Annotated in this window: 10 protein-coding genes; 6 read left to right on the forward strand and 4 right to left on the reverse strand. The window is 67.8% G+C overall.

Annotated features, from left to right (window positions below; translation table 11 throughout):
* Positions 1 to 44 precede the first annotated feature (44 nt).
* Both FB471_RS28555 and FB471_RS28560 read left to right on the forward strand, forming a co-directional pair.
* Positions 45 to 623, forward strand: coding sequence for an NADPH-dependent FMN reductase (locus FB471_RS28555; RefSeq protein ID WP_142001387.1), 579 nt, complete (start codon positions 45 to 47; stop codon positions 621 to 623).
* Positions 624 to 676: 53 nt separating this feature from the next.
* On the forward strand, positions 677 to 2,278 hold the full coding sequence (locus FB471_RS28560; RefSeq protein WP_142001388.1) for an MFS transporter: 1,602 nt from the start codon (positions 677 to 679) through the stop codon (positions 2,276 to 2,278).
* 64 nt (positions 2,279 to 2,342) lie between these two features.
* On the opposite strand, the gene FB471_RS28565 is transcribed toward FB471_RS28560, so the two are convergent.
* Positions 2,343 to 3,254 (reverse strand): SDR family NAD(P)-dependent oxidoreductase, encoded by a 912-nt coding sequence (locus FB471_RS28565; protein ID WP_142001389.1) that lies wholly within the window; start codon positions 3,252 to 3,254, stop codon positions 2,343 to 2,345.
* 421 nt (positions 3,255 to 3,675) lie between these two features.
* On the opposite strand from FB471_RS28565, the gene FB471_RS28570 reads away from it, so the two are divergent.
* The 3 genes from FB471_RS28570 (at position 3,676) to FB471_RS28580 (ending at position 9,556) form a co-directional block, all read left to right on the forward strand.
* Entirely contained in the window at positions 3,676 to 4,446 is a 771-nt protein-coding gene (locus tag FB471_RS28570; RefSeq protein ID WP_246076640.1) for an AfsR/SARP family transcriptional regulator, read from the forward strand.
* Positions 4,447 to 4,658: 212 nt separating this feature from the next.
* Positions 4,659 to 7,466 (forward strand): ATP-binding protein, encoded by a 2,808-nt coding sequence (locus FB471_RS28575; RefSeq protein ID WP_142001391.1) that lies wholly within the window; start codon positions 4,659 to 4,661, stop codon positions 7,464 to 7,466.
* A gap of 203 nt (positions 7,467 to 7,669) precedes the next feature.
* Positions 7,670 to 9,556 carry an AfsR/SARP family transcriptional regulator gene (locus FB471_RS28580; RefSeq protein WP_142001392.1) on the forward strand — a complete coding sequence of 629 codons (1,887 nt, stop codon included), beginning with the start codon at positions 7,670 to 7,672 and terminating at the stop codon, positions 9,554 to 9,556.
* A gap of 45 nt (positions 9,557 to 9,601) precedes the next feature.
* Here FB471_RS28580 and FB471_RS28590 read toward each other — a convergent pair whose 3' ends face one another.
* Both FB471_RS28590 and FB471_RS28595 read right to left on the reverse strand, forming a co-directional pair.
* A complete protein-coding gene (locus FB471_RS28590) occupies positions 9,602 to 10,429 on the reverse strand; it encodes an IS3 family transposase (RefSeq protein ID WP_142001394.1) in 828 nt (275 codons plus the stop codon).
* Between the two features lie 226 nt (positions 10,430 to 10,655).
* The gene (locus tag FB471_RS28595) at positions 10,656 to 10,991 is read right to left on the reverse strand and encodes a hypothetical protein (RefSeq protein WP_142001396.1); all 336 of its coding nucleotides are present in this window, start codon (positions 10,989 to 10,991) and stop codon (positions 10,656 to 10,658) included.
* Positions 10,992 to 11,262: 271 nt separating this feature from the next.
* Between FB471_RS28595 and FB471_RS28600 the strand changes: the two genes are divergently transcribed.
* Complete coding sequence (locus FB471_RS28600) at positions 11,263 to 13,569, forward strand: ATP-binding protein (RefSeq protein ID WP_142001397.1); 2,307 nt, start codon at positions 11,263 to 11,265, stop codon at positions 13,567 to 13,569.
* Between the two features lie 21 nt (positions 13,570 to 13,590).
* On the opposite strand, the gene FB471_RS28605 is transcribed toward FB471_RS28600, so the two are convergent.
* Entirely contained in the window at positions 13,591 to 14,292 is a 702-nt protein-coding gene (locus FB471_RS28605) for a TetR/AcrR family transcriptional regulator (RefSeq protein WP_142001398.1), read from the reverse strand.
* Positions 14,293 to 14,464 lie beyond the last annotated feature (172 nt).

The following is a 14,464-nucleotide window of genomic DNA, read 5'->3' on the forward strand; positions in this document are numbered from 1 at the left end:
ACAAAGGTCGAGGAACCGTCCCCGACGGTGTGAAGGGAGCTGAAATGATCGAAAACCGTCTGCGGGTGGCGGTCATCATCGGCAGTATCCGTAAAGACCGCTTCGGCCCCATCCCAGCCGGCTGGATCGCCGCCGAGGCAAGCAAGCGCTCCGAACTCGACGTCGACGTCATCGACCTCGCCAGTGCCTTCTTGCCCGAGGTACTCGGCGACGGGGGCGCCGCACCACAGGCGGTTCAGGATCTGGCGCCGTATCTGGCTTCTGCGGACGGGTTCGTCATGGTGACGCCCGAGTACAACCACAGTGTTCCCGCGTCGTTGAAGAACGCCATCGACTGGTACGTCGATGAGTGGAAGGCCAAACCCGTCGCCTTCGTCTCCTACGGCGGCATCGCCGGGGGACTGCGCGCCGTGCAACAGCTGCGCCAGATTCTCCCCTCACTGCACGCCACCACCATCCGCGACACGGTGAGCTTCCACGACTGCTGGGATCTGTTCGACGTCGAGGGCCAGCCCGTCGACGTCGAAGGCTGCAATGCCGCGGCAAAGGTGATGCTGGACCAGCTCATCTGGTGGGCACAGGCGCTCAGGGACGCTCGCGCGGCACGCCCCTATGACGGCTGAGCGAATCCATACGACCCCGAGCGTTTCACGACAACCGAGAAAGGCCTGACCTCATGTCTGCACCTGTTCTCCCGGTACCCGGCCAGCGGGCCGGATGGAGGGAATGGACCGGGCTCGCCGTGCTGGCGCTGCCCACTTTGCTGATTTCCATGGACCTGACCGTGCTGTACATGGCGCTGCCGCAGCTCAGTGCGGATCTTGGACCGTCCAGCACCGAGATGCTGTGGATTGTGGACATCTACCCGTTCGTGATCGCGGGGTTCCTGGTCACGATGGGCAACGTCGGCGACCGAATCGGACGCAGGAAACTGCTGATGATCGGGGCCAGCGCGTTCGGCATCGCCTCATTGCTGTCCGCGTACTCCACCAGCCCGGAAATGCTGATCGGGGCGCGGGCACTGCTCGGTGTCGCAGGCGCGACGCTGCAGCCGTCCACTTTGTCGTTGATCAGCAACATGTTCAAGGATGCCAAGCAGCGTGCCAGCGCGATCGGCCTGTGGGCAACCGCCTTCACCGTCGGCGCCATCGTCGGTCCGGTTATCGGCGGGATCCTGCTGCAGAGCTTCTGGTGGGGTTCGGTGTTCCTGCTCGGCGTGCCGGTGATGGTGCTGCTGCTGGTGGCCGCACCGATACTGCTGCCGGAGTACCGTGCGCCGAAGGCCGCCGGCCGGATCGACCTGACGAGCGTCGCCCTTTCCATGGCCGCCATCCTGCCGATCGTCTACGGCTTCAAGGAGATCGCCAGGGACGGCTGGGGTGTGCTACCGATCGCCATGATCGTGGCGGGCCTTGGCGTCGGGTGGGTCTTCGTGCGAAGGCAGCGGGGCCTGGTCGACCCGCTGGTGGACATGAAGCTGTTCTCCAGCCGTGCTTTCAGCGGTGCGCTGACCATGATGTTGCTGATGCTGGTCACACTGTCCGGGCTCACGATGTTCTTCACCCAGTATCTGCAGCTGGTCGAGGGACTGTCGCCGTTCGTGGCCGGTCTATGGATGATCCCGTTCGTCGGCGGCACCCTTGTCGGCGTCAACCTGGCACCGCTGCTGGTGCGCAAGCTGAAGGATTCCCACGTCATCTCGGGCGGACTGCTGTTCTCGGCCGTCGGTTTCCTGATCCTGACCTTCGTCGGGGCGTCGTCAGGGGCGTTGATGCTGGCCATCGGCGCCACGATCGTGACGCTCGGCATGGCCCCGCTGATGGTTCTCGGCACCGGGCTCGTCGTCGGGTCCGCCCCGGTCGAGCGGTCCGGTTCGGCCGCGGCGATCTCGGAGACCAGTAACGAGCTGGGTATGGCGCTTGGCGCCGCCATGCTCGGCAGCATCGCGCTCGCGGTCTACCGCGGCCAGGTGGACGGCTCCGTCCTGGCCGGTGCGCCCGACCAGGCGGCGGAGACGGCAGGCGACACTCTCGCCGGCGCCACCACCGTTTCCGAGCAGCTCGGCAGTGGTGTGCTCGGTGTGGCCAGGGAAGCCTTCACCAACGGGTTCAACGTCGCATCAGGTGTCAGCGCTTTGATCATGATCGGTCTTGCCGCCATCGGCTTGACCCTGCTCCGCAACGCGAACGTCAGTGGTAGCGGTGAGCCCGAAGGGACGGGAGACGCCGCCGACGAGGCGGCTCCTCCCGACCTCGTCGAGGAGAAACTCACGACGTGAGGTAACGGCACGAGAATGTCCGATGGCCCCTCGCAACACCGAGGGGCCATCGGTCGGTCAAGGGTCAATGTGCCGCTTCGGACCTCTCGGCCAGCAGGCGTTCGACCAGTTGGCCGAGCTCGGTGGGTTTCCCGCGACCTTCGATCTCGGTCCGCGGGCCGTGCCGCGACGGCTCGATGATCCCGATGTGCTGAGCGTGGATCTCGAAGACCTCGCCGGTGACGGGCGCGGCCTCCGCGGAGCACAACCAGACCACAAGCGGCGATACGTTCCCCGGATCCCATGGGTCGAACCGGTCGGGCGGCGGCACCTGCGCCAGGTCGGGGGCGAGGCTGATCGTCATGCGGGTTCGCGCGTACGGCGCGATGACGTTGACGCACACCCCGTAGCGAGCGAGTTCGAGTGCCGCGCTACGGCCCAGGAGCACGATGCCCGCCTTGGCGCTGTTGTAGTTCGTTCGCCCGGCGGCGCCCCAGATGCCCGCGGTCGACGTGGTGAGCACCGCGCGTCCACCGGACGGTTCGCCCGTCTCCTCGGCGACCGCGCGCCAGTGCCTTGCCGCATGATGTAGCGGGGCGGCGTGCCCGTTCAGGTGGACCGAGATCACGAGCTCCCAGTCCTGCTGCGACATGTCGACGAGGTCACGATCGAGTAGGTTGCCCGCGTTGCAGACCAGCGCGTCCAGCCGCCCGAACGCGGCGACGGCCGACTGGACGAGGCGCTCGGCGCCGGCCCATGAGGTGACGTCGTCGGTGTTGGCGATCGCCTGCCCGCCCGCTTGCCGGATCTCGTCCGCGACCTCCTGCGCGATCCCGCCGGCGGGGGAGTCCTGCGCCTTCGAGCCATCGAGGGCGGCGCCGATGTCATTGACCACCACGGCGGCGCCCTCGGACGCCAGCGCATGCGCGTGCGCCCGGCCGAGCCCGCGGCCTCCGCCGGTGACGATCGCTACCCGGCCTTCGCAGATCTGGCTCATTTTGCTTCCCATTCGTCGCCGGTCAACAGCCTCTGCTCGACAACGTAGTCGAATGCTCGCTACCCGGCTGTCTCGCGCGCCGACCGCGCCCTCGTGCACTCCATGTGTCGGGCCGGAAACATCGTTACGGAGGCGGCGGTCCACCAGGTCGGCCAACCGGCACTCGGGTGAGAGCGGAATGAGAGTTCGATCCGGCGGGTGAGATCGCCGTAAGAGGGGCGGGTGGCATTGTGGGTGCTCAGGTGCACTTCACTGCCATGGGGCGTCGTGATCCGATATGTACGGCCAACTCTGTGCCAACGGGATCCACGTTCGATCGTGGATCGATAAGAGGTCGAAGATGAGTACTGCAACGCAGAAGGAGTTCGGGACGAGGGCTGTGGGTGCGGTTTCGGCTGATGTCGGAGTTACGGGTGGGGGTGTGGGGGCGCGTTTCGCGGTGCTGGGGCCGGTGGAGGTCGTGGTGGGGAGCTCCGACCTTACGCCGACGGCACCGAAGCTGTTGCAGTTGCTGGCGATGGTCGTCCTGCGGGCGGGTAAGCAGGTGCAAACCGATGCGATCGTTGAGGAACTATGGCCAGGGGCGCCGCCGCAGAGTGCGCGGACGACGGTGCAGACGTATGTGTATCAGTTGAGAAGGATCTTCGAGAGTGGTGGGCTTGCGGACAGGGGCGAGGACGTCCTGGTCACCAAGGCGACGGGGTATATGTTGCGAGTCGATCCTGAGCAGATCGATATGTTCGTGTTCCAGCGGTTGTGCCAGGAGGGTCGGGAGGCTTTGCGCCGTCATCGTTATGCGGAAACGGCGGACCTCTTTCGGAGTGGGTTGTCGTTATGGTCGGGTCCTCCGCTCGAGAACGTGAAATGCGGAGCTCGGTTGGCGGCTTTTTCGGTGGATCTGAAGGAGCAGCGACGTTATGCGCGGTACCTTCGGATCGAGGCTGAAATCGAGGTCGGGATGTATCGTGAGCTGGTCGGGGAGCTACGCTCGCTGATCGCAACCGATCCGCTCGATGAGGAGTTACACGGTCAGCTGATCCGGGTGCTGGATCGTAGTGGCCGCCGCAGCGACGCGCTGGACGCCTATCGCAACCTCCGGATCACCTTGAACGAGGAACTGGGCCTTGACCCCTGCGCTGACGTGCAGCAACTGCACCACGACCTGCTCTCGGCCGATCGCCTGGTGAGCTGAGCGGTCGACAACCGGAGCGGACACACCGACCTGGGTTGATATCGCTACCGTCAGCGATATTTCGTTGTCGTGCGGGCGCGCAAACATGGCGTGGTCCGCCACCGCCGCAACTTGTTCAGCGATTGACGGGAAAAGGTGCATCGTTCACACATGCTTCGCTACTGTCGTGGTGCCGTACCAAGGGTCAGTGTGGCTGGCGAGAGAAGCCGAAGATGTTTCCACTGGTGGGAAGAGAAGAATCGCTCTCCGAGTTGAGCCGTGCACTCGATGACACTCAACACGGGCGGGGCGGTTGCGTCGTGGTCGAGGGCGTCGCCGGCATCGGCAAAAGCCGGTTGCTGGACGCCCTGGTCGCGCAGGCCCATGCCCGCGATTTCGTCGTTGTCCGCGCTCAGGCTTGTGAGCTGGACAGTCTCGTTCCGGCACGCGCGCTGCGTGGGCTGTTCGAGGCAGGGGGGCCGCTGGGCAAGGCCAGTGCGCTTGGCCTGGTCAGCTCCGTGCAGGACCCAGGCGCACTGGTCGCCGAGGTCCGTGCCCGCCTTGACGGCTGGGCTGCCCGCAGGCCCGTGCTTGTCGCGCTGGACGATGCGCACTGGGCGGACGAGGTAACCACACTGATGTTGCGGGTCCTGGTCAACGCGCCGCCCGCGAGGCCGGTGATATGGCTGTTGACCCGCAGGCCTGTCCCGGCAGGGGGCCGCGCGCAAGCCAGTATCGACCACCTGCTGACTCAGGGCGCAGGCCTGCACCGATTGGGACCCATTTCGCCGAAGGCCACGGCCGATATGTGCACCAACCTCTTGGCTGCGGAACCCGACGCGGAGGTAGTCGAGCTTGCCGCCCGTTGCAACGGCAACCCGTTTCTGCTGGAGGGGCTGCTCACCGCGGCCTGGATCGCGGGGCGAGTGCGCGTCGTCGAGGGCACAGCGGTGCTCGCCGGTGCGGAAGGGCTGCCGGATGGCTTCGTCGCCGTGGTGGACCAGTATCTGCTCACCCTCTCGGCCGAGACTCGGCGGATGCTGTCCGCGGCGTCCGTGCTCGGCAGGCCGTTCACGGTGCACGAGGTCGCCGTGCTGACCGGCTGCGACATACCGGAGCTGCTCGCGATGACCACGGAGGCGATCCATGCCGCTGTTCTGGTTGGCGACGGCCTGGAGTTGACTTTCCGGCATGACCTGATCAGGGAAGCCCTCTACGTTGGGCTGCCCGGTCCGGTGCGCTCCGCGTTGCACCGCGAGATCGCCGCGGTCGCGCGCCGTGAACGCCGTTCTCCCGGGGAAGCTGCCGAGCACCTGATCCGCAGCGGGCACGTCGCTGGTGAGGACGGTGCGGAGGTACTCCGGTTGGTCGTCGAACAGATGGGACCCGCGGCGCCCAACACGGCGGCGGACCTGATCATCCGGATGCTGGACCTGTTCGGTCCTGGCGAGGCAGGGCGAGCGCCGTTCGTCGCGGAGGCGGTACGGTTGCTGGCCACCGCGGGGCGGGGGGTCGAGGCGACGGCGCTCGCCGAGGGGCGGCTGCGCAACGGAGTCGAAGACATCGAGCAGGCGCAGCTGTTGCTGGCCGTGTCCGAGGCATTGCTCGGGATCAGCGCCAGCGCCCAGGTCGTCGAGTACACCACTCGTGCGCTCGGCAAGGCGAGCACACCCGATGCGGTCAAGACCGACCTGCTCGCGCTACAGGCTCGCGGCCTGCTCGGCAGGCAGGATTTCGGTTCGGCCGACCGGGTGGCCTTGCAGGCCATCGAGCGCTCCTCCGGCGGGCGGTCCCCGGCGGCGGAGTGCACCGGAATCGCGGTGCGCGGCCTGGTCGCCAGGGCGGCAGGCGAACTCGACCGGAGCCTGAAGCTGGCAAGGGAGTCCGTTCGGATCGCCGATCAGGCAGGGGATGAAGCGTTGCGGCGGCACACCAGGCTGGACCTCTGTCAGGTACTGACGACAGCCGACCAGTTCGAGGAGGCCGAATCGGTATGCGCGAGCGGGCAGCGCGATGCCGATCGGCTCGGCACGGCTTGGCCGCGGCCGCTTTACCGGTTGTATCGAGCGGAGCTGCGGATGGCCGCGGGCCTGCTGGACGATGCATGGAAGGACGCGGACTCGGCACTGGGCACCGCGGAGCGGATCAACTCGGTTGGTGCGCTGGTGCGCCTGATGGCGTTGCTCGCACGTTTGTCGATCCACCGAGCCGATCTTGACATGGCGGAGGATTACCTGCGCAGGGCCGCGCAAGTGCGTGGCGACGACCAGGACGGCGACTTCGTGGAGGTCATCTGGGCGCTCACCGAGTTGAGCGACGCGAAGGGCCGTCCCGATCTCGCGTTGGACAGGCTGGCTGATGCGGGCCCGACCGGCGCAAGGTGGCTGGGACGATCGTTGCTCGTCCACGAGCCGAGGGCGGCGGCCCAGGTCGTGCGGATGGCATCGCGTACCGGCAGGATCGCGGATGCGGAGGCCGCGGCCGAGTGCGCGAGCGAGCTCGCCGAGCGTAACCCTGCCTCGACGTCGTTGGTCGGGTCGGCTGCGCATGCCATGGGACTGCTGCATGAGGACATCGATGAGCTGGCAAGGGCGGTCAAGGTCTTCTGGGGTGGTCCACGGCCGCTCGCCACGGCTTCGGCGCTTGAGGACCTGGCGGTCGCTCGGCACGCCGCCGGCCATCGATCGGACGTGTCGAGGCTGGTCGTGCAAGCCGAGGTGCTGTATGACAGCAGCAGGTCCCAGCGCGACACCAAGCGCGTTCGGAGTAGGCTGTCTGCGCTCGGCGTGCGGGGTAAACGCCGGGAGGACGCCGACCGCGCCCGGCAGGGCTGGGCGAGCCTGACACCGTCGGAGCTGCGCGTGATCCGGCTGGTCGCTCATGGCCTGACCAACCGCGAGGTCGCCGGCGAGTTGCGCCTCTCCCCGCATACGGTCGACAGCCATTTACGGCGTTGCTTCGCCAAACTCGGAGTGAGCAGCCGGGTTGACTTGACTCGGCACGTCCTGGCTCGCGAGGCGGGGCATCATGGGATCGCGTGACCGCCATGTGGGTTAACCGGCGCGGCCGGTGCCGCCGGTACTGCTGCGTGCCGGAACGGTGACTGACGCGAACACGTGATGTACGGCGGGCGGCGCACCACGATCATCGGTGGAGCGAACGAAATCCGGCGCCAGTCGTCCTGGGGGTTACGTTGTTCTGTGTACTCGGCACGCTCGAAGCGTCGATCAACGGACGGTTGGTCTTGCCCCGCAAGAGCCGACAGTTCGCCGTTCTCGCGTTGCTGCTGCTGGACGTGAACAAGCCTGTCTCGAGTAAGCGGCTGGTGGAGGCGGTGTGGAACGGATGCCCGCCGACGACCGCCGCCGAGCAGATCCAGACCTGCGTCTGGCGATTACGCAGGTCGTTCGCCCGGATCGGGGCACAGGATGGGTTGATCGAGACGACGGCGTCGGGCTATGCCCTCCACCTCCGCGAGGATTGGGTGGATACGAGTATGTTTGACCGGCACGTGAGCGAGGCCGAGATCGCGCGCACCAACGGCGACAACCAGGCGGCGATTTCCGGGTTCCGCCAAGCCTTACGCCTGTTCCGTGGCCCGGTGCTCGCCGAGGTCAACAGCATGATCGTGCAGGCCGCGGCCGCCACCTGGGAGAAGCGCAGGCTCGCCGTGCTCGAGGAGTGCATCGAGCTGGAGCTGGCTTCGGGAGTGGCTGCCGGGCTGGTCCCCGAGCTGACCGTGCTGGTCGACGAGAACCCGTTACGGGAACGGCTCCGTTGCCAGCTGATGCTGGCCCTTTCCGCGGACGACCGCCGCGCCGAGGCGCTGGCCGCCTACCGGGAAGGTCGCGGGTTGACGGTTGCCAAGCTGGGCCTGGAACCCGGGCCGAGGCTGCAGGAAGTGCAGCGCATGATCCTGGCGGGGAGTCCCACCTCGTCCGCTGCCGCGCCGCTGCCACAGCCACCGCCGGTGCGGCCGCCGGGCCAGCTGCCCGCGGACGTTACCGACTTCGTGGGCCGTTCGGGGTACGTCGCGGAGGTGCTGGGGCTGCTGAACGTGGATGTGCGCGGGGGAGTGCGGATCTGTGCGCTTCTCGGCCGGTGCGGTGCCGGTAAGACGGCGCTCGCCGTCCATATCGCCCATCAGCTCCGGAGCCGGTTCCCGGACGGCCAGCTCTACGCCGACCTCGGCGGTTCGCAACGTGCGCACGCCACCGTCGACGACGTGTTACGCGGATTCCTGCACGCACTCGGCTACCCGGACTCGTGGATTCCCGCTGCTCGGCACGAGCGGGCGGCGATGTACCGCAGCGTTCTCGCCGAGCGAAGGGTGCTCGTTGTCCTTGACGACGTTGCCGACGCCGCGCAGGTACAGCAGTTGTTGCCCGGCGGGCCGGACGCCGCGGTGCTCGTCACGAGCCGCACCAGCGTCACCGAGCTGCCGGGGGTCAGTCCGGTGGAGGTGGGCGTGTTGCCGGAGGGCGAGGCGGTCGAACTGTTCACCAGGATCGTCGGCACCGATCGCTGCCACGCCGAGCCGGTGTCAAGGAACCAGATCATCCGCGCGGCCGGATACCTGCCGCTGTCCGTCAGGTCGGCTGGTGCGCGGCTTGCCGCCCGGCCGTACCTTTCGCTCGCCCGTTTCGCCGACCGGCTGCGCGATCCGGAGCGGCGACTGGACGAACTCGCTCACGGCGGACTCGACGTGCGGGACAGCCTGGCGCCGAGCGTGCGCCGCTTGCCGGCTGAGGCGAGGAACCTGTGGTGGAGACTGAGCCTGCTTCAGGGGCGCGACTTCCCGGCATGGGTGGCGGCCGTCGTGGGTGACGTCGCGCCGCTGCTGGCGGAAAAGCTCCTCGACTTCCTGGTGGACCGCAGGCTGGTGGACGTCGTGGGAGTGGACCCCGCGGGAATGCCGCGCTACCGGGTGGACGAGCTCTTCGGCCTCTACGCCAGGAAGCGCGCACAAGAAGAACTACCGGAGTCGGCACGTGCCCGCGTGCTGAGCCGCACCGCGCAATGTTCGGCGGTGGGAGGGACCACCATGACGAAGTATCTGGACCTGTACGAGGTCTACGCCACCGATGACGAACCGGCCGAACTGGTTGACGAGTCCGAGGACGACCAATGAGTGCGGCGGCGCGTCAGAAGACGTGCGCCGGTTGCGGCCAGCCACTCACCGTGCCCCAGCGCACCAACGTCGAGCCGCTGATCGACGGCCAGGTGCGGTACGTGGCCGTCCATTGGGGCTGCACCACGCACCCCAACCGTGCCGAAGGCGCGAGGTGGAGCGTGGCCGCCGCGGTGTGACCCGCGCGTGCCACGCACTCCTGGCGTCGAGGGCGAGTTCGGTCTTGAGGTTGCCGGAGACGTGCCAGCCGACGATAGCGCGGGAGAAGGCGTCGGTGACGAACGCGGCGTAGCAGAACCGACCGTCGGCCAGTTCGACATAGGTGATGTCGGTGACCCACAGTTGGTTCGGCGCCGGTGCGCGGAAGTCCCGTTCCACCGGGTCACGAGGCCGCTCGCTGGGGTCGCCGGGGATCGTGGTGCGCGGCCGGCGGCGCTCGGCGCACACTCCGGCCATGCCGTGGTCGCGCATCAGCCGCTCGACCGTGCAGCGCGCCATGTCGATACCCTCCCGACGCAACTCGTTCCACACCTTCTTCGCCCCGTACAGCCTGCGGCCTTGTTCACTCCAGACACGTCGGACGTGCACCACAAGCTCCTGATCGCGGACAGCACGGGTCGACGGTTCGTTTTCCCGTTTCTTCGCCGCGTAGTAGGTTGAAACCGGGAACTCGACAACCTCGCACATCTTCTCGACCGAGAATTCCTCACGATGCTGATCGACGAACTTCGTCAACGTGGCGGTCGGAGGTTCATCTCCTGGGCGAAAAAAGGTGCTGGCCGCCTTCAAAATCTCATTCGCCCGTTCCACCTCACGAAGCCGCCGCTCCAACTCAGCGATCCGAGCGTCTTTATCCGATTCCGAACCCGACACCCGCTCACCGGAAGGCCGCTGGCCCTCTCATCCTGGCCGTACCAGTACCGCGGCGCCTCCGGGTGCCCCCAAGCTGACGCGCTACCCGCGCGATCGCCCCGTTACCCGGGCCGAGTCCACGCTCGAACTCACGCACCATCGCCACCGCACGTTCCTTCAGTTCAACCGGGTACTTCTTCGCCTGTGCCACGCTGCTCATCCTTCCCAGGATCAACAGCCTCCAAGATCACCGGGGTGGTCCAGGGTGCTGGACACCGACTTGGTCGCTGACCAGACTTCCTGGGCGGACTCGGGGCCGGTGCCGTTCCAGTACCAGCCGCCCGTGCCGGATCACCACCAGGCAGTTCGTGTTGCCCGCCTTCAACTTCTCGGCGATCTGCGCCAGTTTGGCGGGGTCGAATCCGGCCGCGGCGGGGTCAACGCGTTCCCATTCCACACCCGGATACGGGTCATCGCCCAGCTGGCCGGCGGCAGCCGAACCACTCAACGCGACGGCCGCGCTGGTTGCCAGCACCGCGGCTGCCACCACGGAAATAACCAGATGACGAGCAGAAGGAGGCATAGCTGACTCCTCCGGCCTGGCTAAACGCTCGAATCCAGGACGAAGAGTGGACGTGACCGGAAGCCGTGTCAACAGCTTCGGAATCAGTTGTCACATTTGTGCGCGCTAGCACTCCCAGCTTTCAGGGAGGAGTGAGCACGGCAGAATTTCTGCTTGCTCATCGTGTTGAGAAACTGTACAGTACGCGGAACACTGATGAGTACTTCAACACTTTGCCGCCACGGTCACCCCGTTGGTCAGCTATGGTGCGTGCTGGTCTGGAGTGTGGTGTATGGCTGCGGTCAGTGAGTCCAGGGTGGATGCTCTGCCAGTATGGCGGACCAGCTATGTGGGGCGGTGTCGTGAGGTCACCGAATTGCGGACGCTGCTGGGCACCGCGCGGTTGGTGACCGTGGTCGGGCCGCCTGGGGTCGGTAAGACCCGGCTGGCCGTGCAGATGGTGGCCGAGCGTGCGGGGAAACCGCCGGACGGTGTGGCGTTCGTCGGACTGGCGGAGCTGACCGATGCCGCGCTGGTGGCGAACGCGGTCGGGGTGACGCTCGGGCTGCGCGGCCAGGCCGGGTCCGAGGAGCGGACACTGCTGGCCGCGCTGCGGGAGCGGCGGATGGTGCTCGTGCTGGACAACTGCGAACACCTGATCGATGCCTGTGCCCGGGTGGCCACCGCGGTGGTGCGGGCCTGCCCGCAGGTGGTCGTGCTGGCCACCAGCAGGCAGCCCCTCGGCGTGGCCGGTGAGCAACTGTTCCCGCTGTCGCCACTGGCCGTGCCGGATCCGGACAGTGTCGGGTCGGCGGGCGAACTCCAGGCGTACGACGCGGTGTCGCTACTCGCGGACCGGATGCAGCTGATCCTGCCGTCCTTTGCGATCACCGAGGACAACTACGCCGATGTCGCCCGGCTCAGCCAGGGACTGGACGGCTTGCCACTGGCGATCGAGCTGGCCGCGGTCCGTGTCCGGTCGCTGTCGGTGCGCCAGCTCTCCGACCGGCTGGCCGGCCGGCTCTCGCTGCTGACCGGCGTTGCGCGTACCGCCCCGCAGCGGCAGCGCACCCTGCGCGGCACCGTGGACTGGAGCTACCAGCTGTGCACCCCGGAGGAGCGGCTGGTGTGGGCGCGGGCCTCGGTGTTCTCCGGATCGTTCGACCTGGACGCGGCCGAGCGGGTGTGCGGCGGCGACGGGGTCGAGCCGGCCGCCGTGGTGGACCTGATCGGCGGCCTGGTCGACAAGTCCGTGCTGGCCGTGCAGGAGCACGCTGGTGAGAACCGGTACCGCATGCTGGAGTCGCTGCGGGAGTACGGCCGGGAGCAGCTGTCCACCGACGAGTCGCTGCGGGCGCGCAGGCGGCACCGGGACTGCTACGCAGCCAGGGCGGGCCGGGTGCGTGCGGCGGAGGGGTCGCTGGACACCGTGGCGCTGTGCCACCAGCTGCGGCCCGACCACCCGAACCTGCGGGCCGCCATCGAGTTCTGCCTGCGTACCCCTGATGAGGCCGATGCCGGTCTCGCGATGACGACCGACCTGCACCTCTACTGGCAGATGTGGCGCCTGCTCGCCGAAGCTCGGACCTGGCTGGACCGCCTGCTGTCGAACGCCTCACCCGGCGGGCCACGGAGGTGCCTGGCCCTGCTGTACAGCGCCGACTACTGCCTGCACGAAGGCGCCCTGCAACGCTGCGCCGAACTGGTGGCCGAAGCGAACGGCATCGCGGCACGCCTCGCCGACGGGTCCCTGATGGCCAGGGCCGAACTGACCGCCGGGTCCCTCGCCGAGTGCCAGGGTGAGCCCCGCCGTGCCGCCGGAATCTTCTCGACCGCGGTGGCCGGGTTCCGCAAGGTCGGCAACCGGCGGGGAGAGCTCGTCGCCCTGATCCACCACGGTTGGAGCACCGGCTTCTCCGGCGACCCGGACGGCGGCAGGGCCCTACTGCGGGAGGGGCTGGCGCGCAGCACAGAGTACGGCGACCTGTATGCCCGGCTGTACTTGCTGGCCGGGCTGGTCATGATCGAGGCAGAGTTCGGTGCCGCGGCCACCGCCGCGCGTCACCTCCAGGACCTGGTGGCGGCCACCGAGGAGGCCGGGCTGGATCGGTGGGACGTCGAATGGCTCTCCAGCGCCGGCTGGGTCGCCGGTCGCCTGGGTGAGCACGCTCGCGCCGCCACCTTGTACGGGATCACCGAGACCGCCTGCCGTATCCAGGGCATCGCCCTGCACACGCTGGCTGCCTTCGAGACTCCGAACGCCCGGCACGTCCAGTGCACCCGGGAAGCCCTCGGCGTGCACGAGTTCGAGAAGCACTTCACGGCCGGCGCGGCGATGTCCGAAGGCGACGCACTGCGCTACGCCTTCGGCGTGACCGACACACCGGCCTCCGCGCCGGCCGACCCCGACCCCCTCACCAGGCGGCAGCGCGAGATCGCCGAGCTCGTCCGCCAGGGCCTGACCAACCGCCAGATCGCCAGGCGCCTCGCCATCTCCCTGCGCACCGCCGAGACCCATGTCGCCCACATCACGACCAAACTCGGCTTCACCAATCGCGCCCAGATCGCCGCCTGGGCCGCCCGTCGCCAAATCCGGTAAGGTTGCGTACCGGAAATCCGATCAGGCGCCGGCCGCCGGGTCGGCGGAGTCGACCTGCTCGCCGAACAGTGTCATGAGAGTGGCGAAGAAGACGGGTGCCAGCTCGGGAATCGCCTCGGCGCCCCTGGTGTAGAGGCAGTAGCGGATGCGGTCCGACATGCCGCCGACCACAAGGTCGAACGCCTCGTCCGGTAGTATCGGCCGGTCCGGGTGTTCCTTGCGGATCACGTGGTTGTAGGTGAGGCGGTACAGCTCGGCGAGGTGGGCGACCCGCCGGTGGTACATCGCGGCGACCTCCGGGCCCGCGGCCAGGCACTCGATCTGCAGCGCCCAGGTCGCCTTCGGATGCTCGGCCAGCAGCGTGAGGTACTTCTCCATCGCCCGCTGGATGCCACCGCGCCAGTCGGTGTACGGCAGTTCGCTCAGCGGGCGGTTGATCTCGCCAAGGGCCACGGCCGACCCCGCGCGGAACGCGGCGACGAAACACGCGTGCTTGGTGGGAAACAGGTGGTAGAACGCCTGCCGGGACACGCCAGCGCGTTCCACGATGTCGGCGATGGTGACCGACGGGTACCCCTTCTCCGCGGCGATCTCCAGGAAGGCCACCAGGATCCGGGCGCGCTGGGACGCCGCCACCTCGTCCGCCGTGAGCCGGTGCCGGCTCGGCAGCCGCTGCCCGACAGCGGCGAAGGCCTCCACGCCGGTCGCGGTCCGCTCGCTCATGGCACCTCCTCTGCGTGGCCATGCCTGGTGGGCGCGATCGCGCGGGAACGTGGGCCTGCGCTCCCGGCGCGTCTGCTCACCACAGATGAACGATACCGACCGGCTCCCGGTTGTCCTGTTCTGTCAGATGACTGTCGTACACCAGTTGTTCCCTTGCGAGCAAGTATTGAAG

The sequence above is a fragment of the Amycolatopsis cihanbeyliensis genome, assembly GCF_006715045.1.
Taxonomy (GTDB): Bacteria; Actinomycetota; Actinomycetes; order Mycobacteriales; family Pseudonocardiaceae; genus Amycolatopsis; species Amycolatopsis cihanbeyliensis.

Coding starts and splice junctions, on each gene's coding strand:
- FB471_RS28600 (WP_142001397.1), top strand. CDS start 11,263: ATGGCTGCGGTCAGTGAGTCCAGGGTGGATGCTCTGCCAGTATGGCGG.
- FB471_RS28565 (WP_142001389.1), bottom strand. CDS start 3,254: ATGAGCCAGATCTGCGAAGGCCGGGTAGCGATCGTCACCGGCGGAGGC.
- FB471_RS28575 (WP_142001391.1), top strand. CDS start 4,659: ATGTTTCCACTGGTGGGAAGAGAAGAATCGCTCTCCGAGTTGAGCCGT.
- FB471_RS28595 (WP_142001396.1), bottom strand. CDS start 10,991: ATGCCTCCTTCTGCTCGTCATCTGGTTATTTCCGTGGTGGCAGCCGCG.
- FB471_RS28560 (WP_142001388.1), top strand. CDS start 677: ATGTCTGCACCTGTTCTCCCGGTACCCGGCCAGCGGGCCGGATGGAGG.
- FB471_RS28555 (WP_142001387.1), top strand. CDS start 45: ATGATCGAAAACCGTCTGCGGGTGGCGGTCATCATCGGCAGTATCCGT.
- FB471_RS28605 (WP_142001398.1), bottom strand. CDS start 14,292: ATGAGCGAGCGGACCGCGACCGGCGTGGAGGCCTTCGCCGCTGTCGGG.